Source organism: Sphingomonas aurantiaca (assembly GCF_003050705.1).
GTDB classification, from domain to species: Bacteria; Pseudomonadota; Alphaproteobacteria; order Sphingomonadales; family Sphingomonadaceae; genus Sphingomonas; species Sphingomonas aurantiaca.
Genome location: NZ_QAOG01000004.1, coordinates 68364 through 82980 on the forward strand (window position 1 = coordinate 68364; position 14617 = coordinate 82980).

Annotated in this window: 13 protein-coding genes; 7 read left to right on the top strand and 6 right to left on the bottom strand. The window is 68.2% G+C overall.

The genetic code is table 11. The annotated features are described in order from the left end of the window. Positions 1-186 precede the first annotated feature (186 nt). Genes C8J26_RS11960 through C8J26_RS11970 form a run of 3 tightly spaced genes read left to right on the top strand, consistent with a single transcriptional unit; the run spans position 187 to position 2593 of the window. The gene (locus tag C8J26_RS11960; RefSeq protein ID WP_107958314.1) at positions 187-1197 is read left to right on the top strand and encodes a KpsF/GutQ family sugar-phosphate isomerase; all 1011 of its coding nucleotides are present in this window, start codon (positions 187-189) and stop codon (positions 1195-1197) included. Positions 1198-1202: 5 nt separating this feature from the next. After that, positions 1203-2021: a 3-deoxy-manno-octulosonate cytidylyltransferase gene (kdsB, locus tag C8J26_RS11965; RefSeq protein WP_107958910.1), complete on the top strand. Its 819-nt coding sequence runs from the start codon at positions 1203-1205 to the stop codon at positions 2019-2021. Further along, a complete protein-coding gene (locus tag C8J26_RS11970; protein WP_341871503.1) occupies positions 2018-2593 on the top strand; it encodes a histidine phosphatase family protein in 576 nt (191 codons plus the stop codon). Before kdsB ends, C8J26_RS11970 begins: the two co-directional genes overlap by 4 nt. Before the next feature lie 5 nt (positions 2594-2598). Here C8J26_RS11970 and kdsA read toward each other — a convergent pair whose 3' ends face one another. Continuing rightward, positions 2599-3435, bottom strand: coding sequence for a 3-deoxy-8-phosphooctulonate synthase (kdsA, locus tag C8J26_RS11975; protein WP_107958318.1), 837 nt, complete (start codon positions 3433-3435; stop codon positions 2599-2601). Next, entirely contained in the window at positions 3435-3740 is a 306-nt protein-coding gene (locus C8J26_RS11980; protein ID WP_107958319.1) for a hypothetical protein, read from the bottom strand. Before C8J26_RS11980 ends, kdsA begins: the two co-directional genes overlap by 1 nt. A gap of 74 nt (positions 3741-3814) precedes the next feature. Here C8J26_RS11980 and C8J26_RS11985 point away from each other — a divergent pair, with 74 nt between their 5' ends. Both C8J26_RS11985 and C8J26_RS11990 read left to right on the top strand, forming a co-directional pair. Continuing rightward, positions 3815-4885, top strand: a complete 1071-nt coding sequence (locus tag C8J26_RS11985) for a hypothetical protein (protein ID WP_244185275.1) — start codon at positions 3815-3817, stop codon at positions 4883-4885. After that, on the top strand, positions 4882-6228 hold the full coding sequence (locus C8J26_RS11990) for a cytochrome P450 (protein ID WP_107958323.1): 1347 nt from the start codon (positions 4882-4884) through the stop codon (positions 6226-6228). Before C8J26_RS11985 ends, C8J26_RS11990 begins: the two co-directional genes overlap by 4 nt. A 6-nt stretch (positions 6229-6234) precedes the next feature. Here C8J26_RS11990 and C8J26_RS11995 read toward each other — a convergent pair whose 3' ends face one another. The 4 genes from C8J26_RS11995 to C8J26_RS12010 form a co-directional block, all read right to left on the bottom strand. Beyond that, complete coding sequence (locus tag C8J26_RS11995) at positions 6235-7785, bottom strand: DHA2 family efflux MFS transporter permease subunit (RefSeq protein ID WP_107958325.1); 1551 nt, start codon at positions 7783-7785, stop codon at positions 6235-6237. Between the two features lie 289 nt (positions 7786-8074). Beyond that, the gene (locus C8J26_RS12000; protein WP_107958327.1) at positions 8075-9250 is read right to left on the bottom strand and encodes an HlyD/EmrA/EmrK family protein; all 1176 of its coding nucleotides are present in this window, start codon (positions 9248-9250) and stop codon (positions 8075-8077) included. Further along, positions 9247-10662, bottom strand: coding sequence for an efflux transporter outer membrane subunit (locus C8J26_RS12005; RefSeq protein WP_107958911.1), 1416 nt, complete (start codon positions 10660-10662; stop codon positions 9247-9249). The genes C8J26_RS12000 and C8J26_RS12005 overlap by 4 nt, the downstream gene beginning before the upstream one ends. A 5-nt stretch (positions 10663-10667) precedes the next feature. After that, entirely contained in the window at positions 10668-11138 is a 471-nt protein-coding gene (locus C8J26_RS12010; RefSeq protein WP_056411276.1) for a MarR family winged helix-turn-helix transcriptional regulator, read from the bottom strand. Between the two features lie 256 nt (positions 11139-11394). Here C8J26_RS12010 and C8J26_RS12015 point away from each other — a divergent pair, with 256 nt between their 5' ends. After that, the gene (locus tag C8J26_RS12015; RefSeq protein ID WP_107958329.1) at positions 11395-13134 is read left to right on the top strand and encodes a glycosyltransferase family 2 protein; all 1740 of its coding nucleotides are present in this window, start codon (positions 11395-11397) and stop codon (positions 13132-13134) included. 2 nt (positions 13135-13136) lie between these two features. Then, complete coding sequence (locus tag C8J26_RS12020) at positions 13137-14405, top strand: glycosyltransferase (RefSeq protein ID WP_107958331.1); 1269 nt, start codon at positions 13137-13139, stop codon at positions 14403-14405. The last annotated feature ends 212 nt before the right edge of the window (positions 14406-14617 follow it).

The window sequence follows — 14617 nt, forward strand, 5'->3', positions numbered from 1 at the left end:
TGTAAGGGTCAACTATTGGCCCCTCTCGATCGCTCCGCGTAAGATTAAAACCAACATGGTCTTGATGGAGATGCTGTCCGGCAAATGGTAAGTTGCCGAAGGGTGCCGGATCACGTCTGCGATACTGTCATAGGCGACGACAGTTGAAGCATCGGAAGACTTTAAATCGCGCTGGGGGGCGGGGTGATGACGGGGCTGCTGAAGGGGGAAGCGCGAATACTGCCGTTGTCGCGGACCGCGGCATCCGCACTTCGCACGCTGGCGATCACGTCGGAAGGGCTCGAGGCGCTGTTCGACCGCTTCGGTGACGGCCCGTTTCGCGATGCATTCGAACGGCTGGTGCAGCAGATCTATCGGCTCCGCGGCCGTGTGATCGTCACGGGCATGGGCAAGAGCGGGATCATCGGCCGCAAGCTGACCGCGACGCTAACCTCGACCGGCACCCCCTCGATGTTCCTGCATCCCGCCGAAGCGGGGCACGGCGATCTCGGCATGATCACCGACAAGGATCTGGTGCTGATGATCACGCTCTCAGGCGAGAGCGCCGAGCTTGCCCCGATCATCACCTATTGCAAGCGGTTCGGTATTCCGACGGCGGCGATCACCTCGCGTGCGCAGAGCATGGCGGGGCGCGCGGCCGATGTGCTGCTCAACCTGCCCGCCGTCCGCGAGGCTTGCCCGATCCAGCTGACGCCGACCACCTCGACGATGCTGCAACTCGTGCTGGGCGATGCGCTGGCAATGGCGCTGGTCGATCTGCGGGGATTTTCGGCGGACGACTTTTACAAATTCCACCCCAATGGCCGGCTCGGCGCGCAATTGCTCAAGGTGCAGGACCTGATGTCGACCGGCGCGGACGTGCCCAAGGTCCGCCGTGACGCGACGCTGCTCGATGCCACCACCGAAATGACCCGCGCCCGGTTCGGCGGAACCGCGGTCGTGGACGCAGACGACCGTTTGGTCGGCGCCTTTACCGATGGCGATCTGCGGCGGACGATCACCGGTGGCGGCAACATGGGCGCGCGGGTGGGGGCGTGGATGACGCCCAACCCGATCGAGATCGCCCCGAACGAACTCGCGTCCGAGGCGCTTCGCAGGATGCAGGCGAACAGCGTGACGATGATGTTCGTCGTCGAAGCGGGCTATCTCCTCGGCGTCATCCACATGCACGATACGTTGCGCGCGGGGATAGCCTGACTATCCTGGTCGCCATTCCGGCCCGCGGCGGCTCCTCGCGGCTGCCGATGAAGCCGCTGCGGACGATCGCCGGTCTCAGCCTGCTCCATCGGACGATCGGGCTCGCCCGCCGTGCGATCGCGCAGCTCGACGATGTCGCGCTGGTGGTCGCAACGGATACGCCGGAAATCGCGGCGCATGCCCGCGCGATCGGGTGCGACGCGGTGATGACGCGGGGGGCGATCACGTCGGGATCGGGACGCGCGCTCGCCGCGGCGCTGGCCGCACGGCCGCGGGGGAGGGGGCGGCCCGGAATCGTCGTCAATCTCCAGGGCGATGCGCCGTTCCAGTCGCCCGGCTCGGTGGCCGCGGTCGTATCCGCGCTGTCGGCGGGCAGCGCGGATATCGCGACCTCGGTGGTGCGGCTCGACTGGTCCGCGCTCGATGCGCTGCGCGTGCACAAACGCACCGCGCCGTTCAGCGGCACGACCTGCGTCCGGACGGCCGCGGGGCGCGCGATGTGGTTCTCGAAACAGATCCTGCCCGCGATCCGCGACGAAGCGACGGTGCGGTCGCAATCAGCGGCGCTCTCTCCGGTGTGGCGCCATACCGGGCTCTACGCGTACCGGCTCGCGGCGCTGCAGGCGTTCGAGGCTGCGGCGCCGAGCGATCTCGAACGCTATGAAGGGCTTGAGCAGCTGCGGTTGCTCGAGCTTGGGCTGACGATCGACGCGGTCGAGATCGCGCCCGCGCGGTTCGACATATCGGGGATCGATACCGAGGCCGATATCGTCCGGGCGGAGGCGCTGATCGCGGCGCATGGCGACCCGCTGGACGATCCATGATGGCGCGCGTCTTCGTCGTCCGGCATGGCAATACGTTCGCCGCGGGGGATGCACCGCGGCGGATCGGCGGTCGTACCGATCTGCCGCTGGTGGTCCACGGCCGGGATCAGGCGCGCGCGCTTGGCCAGGATTTCGCCCGGCGCGGGATCGTCTTCGACCGCGTGGTCTGCGGTCCCTTGCAGCGGACCCGACAGACCGCGGACATCCTGTTGGCGGCGGCGGGGCAGAAGTGCGCGGTGACGATCGCCGAATGGCTCCGCGAGATCGACCATGGTCCCGACGAGGATCGCTGCGAGGCGGCGGTCGTTGCGCGGCTCGGCCAGCGGGCGCTGGATGCGTGGAAGACGGACGCGATCCCGCCCGCCGGCTGGCGCGTCGATGCCGATATGCGGCGTACCGCCTGGCGCGAGACGCTGGCGAAGGCCGTCGGCACGCTGCTGATCGTCACCAGCAACGGCAGTGCGCGGTTCGCGCTGCCCGACGCCGCACCGCTGCGCACCGGTGCCTATGGAACGATCGCGGTCGCGGCGCATACCCCGCCGGTGGCGATCGCGTGGGACGTGCGTCCGTAGCGCGGCTAGCCCTTTACGACCGCGTCGATCGCGACCAGCTTGGCCAACAGCGGCGCGATCCACTCGAGCGGCAGCATGATCGCGCCGTCCGACGGTGCGTTGGCCGGATCGTCATGCGCTTCGGCGAAGACCGCGGCGACCCCCGCCGCGACGGCGGCGCGTGCGAGCACTGGCGCGAAGCTGCGGTCGCCCCCGGAGGAATCGCCAAGGCCACCGGGCGCCTGTACCGAATGAGTCGCGTCGAACATCACCGGATAGCCCGTCCGCGCCATGATCGGCAGCGCGCGCATGTCCGACACGAGCGTGTTGTAGCCGAAGCTGGCGCCGCGATCGCACAGGACGATCCCGGTGTTGCCGGTCGACTCGATCTTCGCCGCGACCGCGGTCATGTCCCACGGGGCGAGGAACTGGCCCTTCTTGACGTTGATCACGCGCCCCGATCGCCCCGCCGCGAGCAGCAGGTCGGTCTGCCGGCACAGGAAGGCGGGGATCTGGAGGATGTCGACGACGTCCGCCACCGCGGCGACCTGATCGACCGCATGGACGTCAGTGAGCACCGGGCAGCCAAACGCGTCGCGAACATCGCCGAGGATGCGGAGTCCCTCGTCGAGGCCGATGCCGCGCTGGCCGAGCCCCGAGGTTCGATTCGCCTTGTCGTACGACGCCTTGAACACGAACGGTACGCCGGCGGTTCGCGTCGCGGCGGCCAGATGCTCGGCGAGCCGCAAGCTGTGGTCGCGGGATTCGATCTGGCACGGTCCGCTGACGAAGACGAACGGAAGGTCCGCCGCGAACGTCACCCCGCCGACGGTCACACGCCGGGTCGGAAGCGCTGCGGTCATCACGATGGTGCCTTCACGAAGCGCCGCAGCATCTGCCCGCGCCAAAGCCAGCAACCTGCATGGTAGTTGAAGAAAAACCAACCAAAGCCGAGACATGCGATCAGTGTCGGTAGCGCCATCGGGTCCCCCTGTTCGCGCATTCTTCGGTAAAGTACAGTATCGGCAGCCCAACGGACCCGTTCGCTGCCGCCCCCGGCAATGCCATATGCATTGTCATGCAATTGGCAGCCCCGATTGCGATTATATTTGCGGTGGTCCAGGAAGTGACAATAGTTGCGCTCGGGCGGTATCTGGTCGGTCGGCATACGGGAAGTAGGCGGCGATTGTGACGACATTCAAGCGTAAAGTCTTTTACCTAGGTGGGTTTGACCCACGTGGCGTGCGATTTTATTACAATCTCGCCAAGGAACAGCTTGGCCGCTATGCCGACAAGACCGGCGAGACCGTCACCGTCTCGCCGCGCAGTACGGGGTCGCCGATCCGCAGCGACTGGACGGTGCGCAACGACACCGCGGACGTGACCACCGACTATAGCGTCCTGCGGTGGGAGGACATCGTCCGGCAGGCGTGGATCCGCAATCCTGTGCAGCTCGGGATCCGTGCCGCGCGCGTGTACCGCGATCACGCACGGCTGTACGATTTCGCGACTGTCAGGGCGCTGGCGATCGGCCCGCTGGTAACGATGCTGTATCCGCCGATCCTGAGCCTGGTGTTGCCGCTGCTGCTTGCGCTGCCGGTGGTCCTGGTCGCGCTGGTCTGGCTGCCATGGTGGCTCGCGCTCGGCGTCGGCCTCGTCATCGGCGGCGCGGCCGCGGTCCCGGTGCTCGACGCGATCCGCGCGCCGTGGCTGCTGCGGTTCGCCGTGTTCAACGGCGAGTTCGGCGACGGCGAGGGCAGCTCCGCGCTCCAGGCACGGCTCGATGCATTCGCCGACGAGATCGCACGCGATCTACACGCTGATCATCACGAGGTGCTCCTAATCACCCACAGCAACGGCTCGATTCTCGCGATGCTGTTGATGGCGCGGCTGCTCGAACGCCATGGCGGTACGCTGCCGGCGAATTTCGTGCTCGTCACCTATGGCCACTGCATTCCGCTGATCGCCTGCCGCCGCGACGCGACGGGGTTCCACGCAAGGCTCCGCTATCTGTCGGCGCAGGATTTCCGTTGGATCGATATCGGCTCGCCACCCGACGGGGCGGCGTTCTTCGGCGCGAACCCGCTGCTGCTGGTCGGCCCGGCGCCACGCCCGCGGATCGACCTGCTCAGCCCGCGCTTCCACCGCTTCTACACGCCCGAAACCTATCACAAGGGCTGGCGCAACAAATACGAGATCCACTTTGATTACCTGCGCGTCGGCGATCGGGTGAGCCCGCTCGACCTGCCGAGCCTCACCGCCTCCGCGCGTGGCATCGAGGCCTCGGTCCTTGCCTTCCGGGCGATCGCATGACGGTCCGCTTCACGCCGCCCTATCCGCCGCCGCACGCCACCCGATCGTCGCTGCTCAAACGTTTCCTGCGTGGCTGGAATTCGTGGATCCACGCGCTGTTCGACAAGAGCTACACGATGAAGATGGGCGAAATGCATCTGCCTGCGCTATCGTTCTACATCGCCAACGAGCTGCCGCTGGTCCGCCGCATCCTCGAGACCGATGCGGAGATATTTCCCAAGCACGCCTTTCTCCACGACCTGCTGGATCCGCTGATCGGCAATTCGGTGTTCTCGTCGAACGGGCAGGACTGGCACGACCAGCGGGCGATGGTGAACCCGGCGTTCAGCCATACCGCGCTGAAGCGCGTGTTCCCGATGATGGCCGCGGCGGTCGACGATCTGCTCGCGACGATGCGTGCGCGCGATCTGTCGCAGCCGGTCGCGATCGACCCGCTGGCGACGCATGTCGCGGCTGACGTGATCTTCAGGACGATGTTCTCATGTGCGCTGGATGCGGATGGCGCGCGCGAGATCTTCGATGCGTTCCACGACTATCAGAAACAGGCGCAGCGCCATTCGATGCTGCGGCTCTATCGCCTGCCGGGGCTCGGCTATCAGGGCCGGGCGCGTCGCGCCGCGGAACGGATCCACGCGGTTTTCGCGGGGATCGTCGCCGCGCGCTATGCCGCGACGCACGACCGGGGCGAGGATATCCTCCAGTCGCTGATCGATGCGCGCCATCCGTCCACCGGCGCGGCGTTCACCGAACGGGAGGTGATGGAGCAGATCTCGACGATCTTCCTCGCCGGGCACGAGACCGCGGCGAGCGCGATCACCTGGGCGCTGTACCTGCTCGCGCGCGACCCCGCCTTGCAGGACGCGATCCGCGCCGAGGCGGGCAATGCGCCGCTGACCTACGAGTCGCTCAAGGGGCTGACCGTCACGCGCAACGTCTTCCGCGAGACGTTGCGGCTGTATCCGCCGCTCAGCTTCCTCGTGCGCAGCGTCACCTGTCCGGTCGACATGCGCGACAAGCATCTCGAGCCCGGCGCGATGCTGGTCGTCTCGCCGTGGCTGGTGCAGCGCAACCGCGATAATTTCCCCGAGCCGCACGGCTTCGATCCCGATCGGTTCGACGATCCGGCGCAGGCGCAGGCCTGTCGCCACGCCTATCTGCCGTTCGGCAAGGGCCCGCGCGTCTGCATCGGCGCGGGGTTCGCGCAGCAGGAGGCGCTGCTGACGCTGGCGGGGATCGTCGCCAGCTTCGATCTGGCGACGATCCCCGGCGACGATCCCGAGCCGATCAGCCGGCTGACGCTGCGCGCGGGCAACGGCGTGCGGCTGCGGCTGACCCGGCGATGACCTGCCTCAGTCCGCCGCGATCGGGCCCTTGGGCGGATCGGGCCGGCGGGTGAACCAGACCAGCACGATCAGTGCGAGGCACAGCCATGACGACAGCCGGAACAGGTCGGTCGAGGCGAGCAGATAGGCTTGCCCGACCATCTGCCGGGTGATGACCGCTGCCGCTTGCACGTCGGTCAGCCCCATCCGCGCAAGCCCCTCGCGCGCCATCTGGTAGGGCGACGCCGCGCCGACCGCGTCCGACAACCGGCTCTGGTGCAGCGTCTCGCGACGGTCCCAGGCGGTGGTGATCAGCGATGCGGCGAAGCTGCCCGCGGTGATCCGGACGAAGTTCGAGATGCCGGTCGCCGACGGGAGCCGTTCGGCCGGGATGCGATCGAACGAGATCGTCAGCATCGACAGGAAGAAGGTGCTCATCGCGATCCCCTGCACCAGCATCGGCAGCATCAAATCGTAGAAGCTCGCATAAGTCGTGTAGCCCGAGCGCAGGTAATAGGAATAGCCGAACGCCGCGAACGCCACGCTGGCGAGGATGCGCGCGTCGAACCTGCCCGCGAGCTTGGCGACGAACGGCGTCAGGATCACCGCGACCACGCCGCTGGGCGCCGCGACCAGCCCGGCCCAGGTCGCGGTATAGCCCATCTGAGTCTGCAGCCAGAGCGGCAGCAGCAGCGTGTTGGCGAAGAACACCGCATAGCCGAGGCAGAAGGCGGTGGTGCCGATCGCGAAGTTGCGGTTCTTGAACAGCGACAGGTTCACCGCCGGGTTGGCATCGGTCAGCTCCCAGATCAGCCAGCCGACAAAGCCGATCGCGGCGACGATCGTCGCGATGACGATCCGGTCGGCGGCGAACCAGTCGTCGTTCTTGCCGAGATCGAGCACGATCTGGAGTGCGCCGACCCACACCACCAGCAGGATCAGCCCGACCTGGTCGATCGGCAGCTTGCGCGTCGGTGTGTCGCGCTTGCCGAGCTTGTTCCAGCACACGAAGCCGCAGAACATCCCGAACGGCACGTTGATCAGGAAGATCCAGCTCCAGTGATAATTGTCGGAGATGTAGCCGCCGAGGATCGGCCCCATGATCGGTGCGACCAGAGTCGTCATCGACCAGATCGCCAGCGCGGTACCGCGCTTGTGCGCGGGGAAGATCGCGATCAGCAGCGCCTGGCTGCCCGGGATCATCGGCCCGGACACCGCGCCCTGCAGCACGCGAAAGCCGATCAGCGAGGGCAGGTCCCACGCGATGCCGCACAGGAACGAGGCGAGCGTGAACAGGACGACCGAGGTGCAGAACGTCTTCACGACGCCGAACCGGCCCATCAGCCACCCGGTGAGCGGTACCGCGACGCCATTGGCGACCGCGAAGGCGGTGACGATCCAGGTCGAATTGTCGCTGCTGACGCCGAGATTGCCCGCGATCGTCGGCAGCGACACGTTGGCGATCGTGGTATCGAGCACCTGCATGAACGTGCCGAGCGCCAGCGCGAACGCGGTCAGCGCGAGCGATCCGCCGACGAGCGGGGCGGGGCCGGTGGTGGAGGGGGCGGGGGCGGCCATCAGCAGGCGGTCCGGAGGGCGGAAAATATTCCCACCAGGCCACCACCCCGGCGGAGGCCGGGGCCCAGTTGGGAAACGTTGCTAATGGGAGACAGCACGTTGTTACGACCACCTCTCCAACTGGGCCCCGGCCTCCGCCGGGGTGGTGTGGAATGCGGGCGGGCGGCCAGCACCAAGATTGTTTCCCCGCGAAGGCGGGGACCCAGAATGGGCTCCCGCCTTCGCGGGAGAACAAGGAGGGGGACGCCGACAACGGCCCGACATGACGGGAGGGAACGCCCCGCGATCATCACCGGTTCGCCGCGATGATCTGGCGGATCTTCGCCTCGACGGCGGCGTCGCCGGTGCCCGTCGCGAGCCCCTTGTACGCAGCCTTGGCGGGCCGGCCGACCATCGTGCCGGACGTGTCCGCGGTCTCGACCGTCGCGGTCACCGACAGTCCGACGCGCAGCGGGTTGCGCCGCAGTTCGCCCTTGTCCAGCGCGATCCGCACCGGCACGCGCTGCGTGATCTTGATCCAGTTGCCGCTCGCATTCTGCGGCGGCAGCAGTGCGAACGCATTGCCGCTGCCAGCCCCCAGGCCGACGACATGACCGTGATAGACCAGATCGTCGCCATACATGTCCGCGGTCACCGTCGCCGCCTGCCCGATCCGCAGATCGCGCAGCTGCGTTTCGCGGAAGTTCGCATCGACCCACACCCGGTCGAGCGGCACGACCGCCATCAGCGGCATGCCCGCCGAGACCTGCTGCCCGAGTTGCACCGTCCGCTGCGCGACGACGCCGTCGATCGGCGCGACGACATGCATGTGGCTGCGCGTGATCGCCGCGCGACGATAGGCCGCGATCGCCGCCATCACCGCGGGATTGTTCGACACGGTGGTGCCCGCGACGCCGCTGCGCGACTGCGCCTGCTGGCTGCGCGCGAGCTGCAGCGTGGCCGCGGCCACCTTCACCTGATCCGCCGCATGGCTCAGCTCCTCGCCCGAGATCGCGCCCTCGGCCGCCGCACCCCGCCTGCGCGAAAGGTCGTTGCGCGCGCGCGCCAGCTCGGCCTCGGCCTGCACCACCGCAGCCCCGGTCTCGTTCACCTTCGAAAAGTCCGACCGGGTCGAGCGTACCGCGCGGGCGAGCTCCGCCTCTGCCGACGCGACGCCGACGTCCGCGGTCGCCGCGTCGAGGTCGATCAGCGGCTGGCCGGCTTTCACGACCTGCGTGTTGTCGGCATGGATCGCGGTCACCTGGCCCGGATCGCGCGCGGTGATCGCGACGACGTCGCCTGCGACATAGGCGTCGTCGGTTTCCTGCTCGGGTGCTGCTAGCAGGAAATGGAACACCGCCCAAACGATCGCGCCGATCGCGACGATCACGCCGAGGATCGTCAGCGCGCGCTTGCGACCCCGCGGATTGCCGGCGGGCGCGGGGTCGGGGGCAGGCGCGGGGGGCGGGGTCTGCGTATCGGTCATCGTGTCATATCCTGAAAATCAAAGCCGCCGCCCAGTGCCAACACGAGTTGGACCCGCTGTTGCGCGGCATCCGCGGCAAGATCGGCATCGGCCTGTTCGGCCGCGAGCAACCGCACGTCGTTGTCGACAAGGTCGAGCCGGCTATCGAGCCCGCTCGACACGCGGATCGCGTTCAACCGCCCGGTCTCGGCATAGCCGCGCACGACCTCGGCTTGCCGCGCGCGATCGGCGTCCAGCGCGCCGATCCGCGCCACCGCATCTGCCGCCTCGCGTACCGCGCCGACCACGCGGTCGTTGTAGCTCGACGTGGCGAGGTCCAACGCAGCGGTCGCGCCCGCCAGATCCGCCTTCAGCCGACCATTGTCGAACAGCGGCAGATGGATCGCCGGCCCGACGCCGACCGTCCCCGCATCGAGCGACAGCAGATTGCCGAGCCCGACCGCCTGGAACCCCGCCAGCGCGGCGAGATTAACGTTGGGATAGAAGGCGCGCCGCGCGACCTGGCGCCCGGCCGCCGCCGCCTCGATCCGTCCCTGCGCCGCCGCGATGTCGGCGCGGCGCGCGAGCAGGTCGGCGGGCACCGTGGCGGGCAACGGCACCACCGCATCGAGCTTCAACGCCGTCGCGCGGATCGTCGCGGGATAGTCCACGCCCCGGCCTGCGAGCGCTGCGAGTGCGTTCCTGGCGAGCACTTGCCCGGCCTGCGCGCGCAGCAACGCCTGGCGCGCCTGCGCGAGCAACGTCGTCGCCGCCTGCGCATCGAGCTTGCTGCCGAGCTTGTTGCGGATCCGGACGTTGACCAGCCGCAGCGTGTTCTCGCGCGTTGCGATCGTCCGCGTCGCGATCCCCGCCTGCGCCTCGGCCCGTTCGAGATCGATATAGGTCTGCACCACCGCGCCCGAGAGCGCGAGCCGCGCCGCCGCGAGATCGAGCGCCGCCGCGCGCACCGACGCGCGGGCGCCTGCGATCGCCGCCTTTTGTCGGCCGAACAGATCAAGGTTCCACGACAGGTTCGCCGCCGCGGTGCCGACGAACCGGGTCGTCCCGGCATAAGGCGGCGGGATCGTGTAGCGCCCGCTCAGCCGCGCGACCTGGGCCTGCGTGTCGAGCGTGACATCGGGTCCTAAGTCCGCCTGGTTGGTCGAAAGCACCGCCTGCGCCTGCGTGACCCTCGCCAGCGCGGCATCGAGCGACGGATTGCCCGCCACCGCATCCGCGACCAGCCGGTCGAGCTGCGGATCGCCGAACCCCCGCCACCAGTCCGCGGCGATCGCGGTCGGGCGGGGATCCGTCAGGCCAAGCGCCGGCGCGGCGATCGGCGTTACCGTCGTCTGCGAGGCGGGCACGGCACAGCCGGCGAGCAATCCCGTCGCGACCAATGCGGCCATCGTCGTCGCGGCGTGCGGTTTCATGCGGATCATGCCCCTCGGTCCTCGATCGCCGCCGATTCGAGAGTCCCGCGCAGTTTCTGCATCAGCGCGATCAACGTTTCGACGTCGCTGCGATCCCAGTCCGCCAGCACGCGGTTCCAATAGTCGACCGCCAGATCGCGACATTCCAGCGTCACCGCCGTGCCCGCGGGGGTCAGCATCAACTTGACGACGCGCCGATCGTCGGTCGCGCGGGTGCGGGTGAGCCAGCCCTGCTGTTCGAGCGTATCGACGAGCCGGGTCGTCGCCCCCGGATCATGCGCGAGGTCGCGGGCGAGATCCGCGCTGGTGCTCGCCCGTCCAAACCAGATCGACACCATCGCCGACCACTGCGTCATGGTTGGCCCGGCCTCGGCGAACAGCGGCTCGAGCGCGCCCTGTACGCCTTGGTGCAGACGCCGGGCGAGAAACCCCAGCGAGCAATCGGGGCCGAATGCCTCTTTCGTGTAAAAGTCCATATCGCTGCATTGGCAATGATTGCCTAGGCAGTCAATATCGAGCGGGGTTCCGGTAAGGATCACACGCTTGCGCACCCTTCCGCCACAGCTATGGTATCGGCGGGGGTGTAGCGCTGGCCGGCAACCGTCTCACCGGCCTGATCGGACACGCGGGGGCGGGAAAGCCTGACTATCGGAGCGTTCCGGACCGGCCGGAACCGCGCGCGTGCGAGCTCGACCGCCTCATCATCTGCGCCACCAAGAGGCCATCCGAATTATGACCGTCGAGACCATGTTTATCGATTCCGGCGTCGTCGTCGCCGGCAAGATCGTCCTGACGGGGTGGACGGTGGGCGAGGACGATCCGGTGACCTTCCGCCTGGAGACCAGCGATGGTCGCGTCGGCGAGGCCGGGGTAGAATGCTGCGTCCGGTTCGACCGCGCCGACGTCGCCGAGCTTTACGGCCATGCGGCGATCGACGTCGGCTGCGCGATCGGTATCGCGGTCGAGCCGTTCGCGGGGCTCGATCTGGTCGGGGCGCCACTGACGCTGACGGTACTCGATGCCGCGGGCGACATCGTCCACGCCCAGGCCTTTGCGATGGCGAGGCTGGTGGTGGGGCCTGATGGGGTCGCGGCCGACCAGCGCTGGCCGATCGACCTCGTCATCGGCGGCGCGCTGTTCGCGCCCGCCGTCGCGCGCGCGCTGCAATGGGGACTGGACGGCGGTTGCGCGGTCGAAACGCCGCATATCTTCCTCGATAGCTGGGCGCGGGTCGGTGGCGGCGTGATCGTCAGCGGCTGGATCGAGAATGCCGCCACGCGGCAGCTCGTCGTCCTCACCGACACGCTCGACGCGGCACGCGCGGGAAGCGATCTGGCGACCTTCGACCGTCCCGACGTCGCCGACGCGATGCGACGCCGCGGGGCGGCGGTCGAGACCTCGCATCATGGGTTCCTGACGACCTTGCCGTTGGTGGATCGCGAGAACGCGCTGCTGTTCGTGCTGGCCGACCATGGTGGCAGGGTGCGCCCGCTCGGCGCGCTCGTGCTGGCCGCCGATCGGATCGACAGCGTCGAGAACGCCTTAAACAATTTCACCACCCATTTCGGCGGCGGCGCGCTGCCGTCGCCCGCGGTGATGGTGCGGCATGTCAGGCCGTTGCTGACGGGCCAGTCTGCCCCGGCCGTCACGCATGAGGTGCTGCGTCTGCGCGAACCGACCGCGCCGCCGCGGCTGTCGGTGATCGTGCCGCTATACGCGCGGCCGTTCCTGCTGCGCGCGATCCTCGCCAACCAAGCCGCCTATCCGGCGGGCACCGAGTTCATCTATGTCAGCGACGATCCACGCCAGCATCTGGTCGTCCGCAATTACCTGATGGATCGACGCGGCCTGATCGATCGACCGACGACCCTGGTCATCAACGGCGGCAATTACGGGTTTTCGGTCGCCAACGCGATCGGCGCCAGAGTCGCGTCCGCGCCGCTGCTGCTGTTCCAGAACTCCGACGTGTGGATCGAGGATGGGCAGGCCCTGACGGTCGCCACCGCCGAACTGGACCGAGGCCGGTTCGGGATCGTCGGGTTCCGGCTGCTGTATGAGGACGATACGCTGCAACATGACGGGATGGTCCTGCGCAGGGGACGCCACGTGCATGACCTGTTCGCCGCCGAACATCTGGGCAAGGGATTGCCGCCCGAGCCGATCGCGGCGGACGCGGCGATGACGATCGGCGTACCCGCGGTCACCGGGGCGATGATGATGATCGCGCGGGACTGGTATGATGCGCTTGGCGGGTTCGATCCGGGCTATGTCCGCGGCGATTTCGAGGATGCGGACTTGTGCCTGCGGTCCGTCGCGGGCGGTCGTCCGGTCGGTCTGGTCCGGACCGGTGGGATGCGGCACCTCGAACGCCAGTCGCTCGTCCACAGCGGCGGCGACGCGCTGCGCAGCGCGATCACCTATCTGAACTGCATCCGCTTCAACGCGCGCTGGCACGAGGATCTTGCAGCGTGACGATGCGTGTATTGATCCTCGCGCACGGGCATCCCGCCTTCTCCACCGGCGGCGGCGAACAGGCCGCGCACGCGCTGTATGCGCGCCTGCTGGAACGCGACAACGTTGCACCGGTGCTGGTCGCGCGCGCACCGCGCAGCGCGATCGGTCACGATGCGTCGTTCGGGGCGTTTCAGGCCAGCCCGACCGAGATCCTCGCCGATCCCCCCGAGCAGGACCATTTCTCGCTGGAAAGCACGCAGTTCGCGGTGCTGGAGGCGATGGTCGAGCAATTGCTCGAGCGCTTCCGCCCCGACCTCGTCCATATCGAGCATCTCGCCTATTGGAGCATCGACATCGTCGAGCTTCTCGGGCGGGCGGGCGTGCCGATCGTGCTGACGCTGCACGAATTCCTGCTGATCTGTCACCATGACGGGCAGATGATCAAGACCGACGGCCGGCTCTGCCGCGCCGAGTCGCCAGCGGCATGCGCGGCCTGTTTCCCGCACCACAGCGCGGGCGAATTCTACCTGCGCAAGCGGATGATCCTCCAGCGTCTCGCCCCCATCGCCAGGTTCGTGTCGCCGAGCGCGTTCCTCGCCGACCGCTTCGTCGCCTGGGGTCTCGACCGCGCGCGCATCACGGTGATCGACAACCCGCTGTCGCCCGATGTGATCGCCCAGGGAAACGCGCCCGATCGCGGGGTGGCGGACGACGCCGATCGGCTGGCGATCCGGATCGGCTTCTTCGGACAGGTCAATCCCTACAAGGGGTTGGACGTGCTGCTCGGCGCGGTGTCGCAGATCCCGAAGCCGCTTCGCGCGTCGCTGTCGGTCGGGATCCACGGCGCGAACTTCGACGCGCAGGGCAGCGATTTCCGGGCGAAGATTGCCGCATTGCTTGAGGCGAACGCCGACGTGGTGGCCAATGAGGGGCGCTACGCCAATGGCGATGTCGTCGCGTTGATGCGCCAATATGACTGGATCGTGGTGCCCTCGATCTGGTGGGAGAACTCCCCCGTCGTGATCCAGGAGGCACTGGTCGCGCGCCGGCCGATCCTGTGCAGCGCGATCGGCGGGATGGCAGAGCGGGTCGCGCAGGGTGTCGGCGTCACGTTCCAGCCTGGCAGTGCGGCCGATCTCGCGCGGACGCTCGTCGCGATCATCACCGGGCGGATCGTCGCGCCCGATATGACGGCGGCCTGTGCGCCCGACGTCGAGGAAGCGCGCGTGACGCACTATGTTTCGGTGTTTGCGACGGCACTCGCTGCAGGACGCGCGCCGGCGGAATGAAGCGGGCGTTCGTGCGGAACGCCACGTTCCGATCCTCCCCCGCCAGGGGGAGGTGGCTGGCTCTTGCCGGACGGAGAGGGCGGTAAGCGACGTCCAGCGTCGCTCTGAAGGTGGCACGCGACGTCCAGCGTTGCGCGTCCCCCCCTCCGTCGCCTTCGGCGCCACCTCCCCCTGGCGGGGGAGGATGGGTATTCATCTCGACCGGACACGCA

What these genes read in the sequence shown, in the direction of transcription:
- C8J26_RS12015 (WP_107958329.1), top strand. Translation starts at nt 11,395, where the DNA reads ATGACCGTCGAGACCATGTTTATCGATTCCGGCGTCGTCGTCGCCGGC.
- C8J26_RS12005 (WP_107958911.1), bottom strand. Translation starts at nt 10,662, where the DNA reads ATGAAACCGCACGCCGCGACGACGATGGCCGCATTGGTCGCGACGGGA.
- C8J26_RS12000 (WP_107958327.1), bottom strand. Translation starts at nt 9,250, where the DNA reads ATGACCGATACGCAGACCCCGCCCCCCGCGCCTGCCCCCGACCCCGCG.
- C8J26_RS11970 (WP_341871503.1), top strand. Translation starts at nt 2,018, where the DNA reads ATGATGGCGCGCGTCTTCGTCGTCCGGCATGGCAATACGTTCGCCGCG.
- C8J26_RS11995 (WP_107958325.1), bottom strand. Translation starts at nt 7,785, where the DNA reads ATGGCCGCCCCCGCCCCCTCCACCACCGGCCCCGCCCCGCTCGTCGGC.
- C8J26_RS11990 (WP_107958323.1), top strand. Translation starts at nt 4,882, where the DNA reads ATGACGGTCCGCTTCACGCCGCCCTATCCGCCGCCGCACGCCACCCGA.
- C8J26_RS11980 (WP_107958319.1), bottom strand. Translation starts at nt 3,740, where the DNA reads ATGCCGACCGACCAGATACCGCCCGAGCGCAACTATTGTCACTTCCTG.
- C8J26_RS11960 (WP_107958314.1), top strand. Translation starts at nt 187, where the DNA reads ATGACGGGGCTGCTGAAGGGGGAAGCGCGAATACTGCCGTTGTCGCGG.
- C8J26_RS12010 (WP_056411276.1), bottom strand. Translation starts at nt 11,138, where the DNA reads ATGGACTTTTACACGAAAGAGGCATTCGGCCCCGATTGCTCGCTGGGG.
- C8J26_RS12020 (WP_107958331.1), top strand. Translation starts at nt 13,137, where the DNA reads ATGCGTGTATTGATCCTCGCGCACGGGCATCCCGCCTTCTCCACCGGC.
- kdsA (WP_107958318.1), bottom strand. Translation starts at nt 3,435, where the DNA reads ATGACCGCAGCGCTTCCGACCCGGCGTGTGACCGTCGGCGGGGTGACG.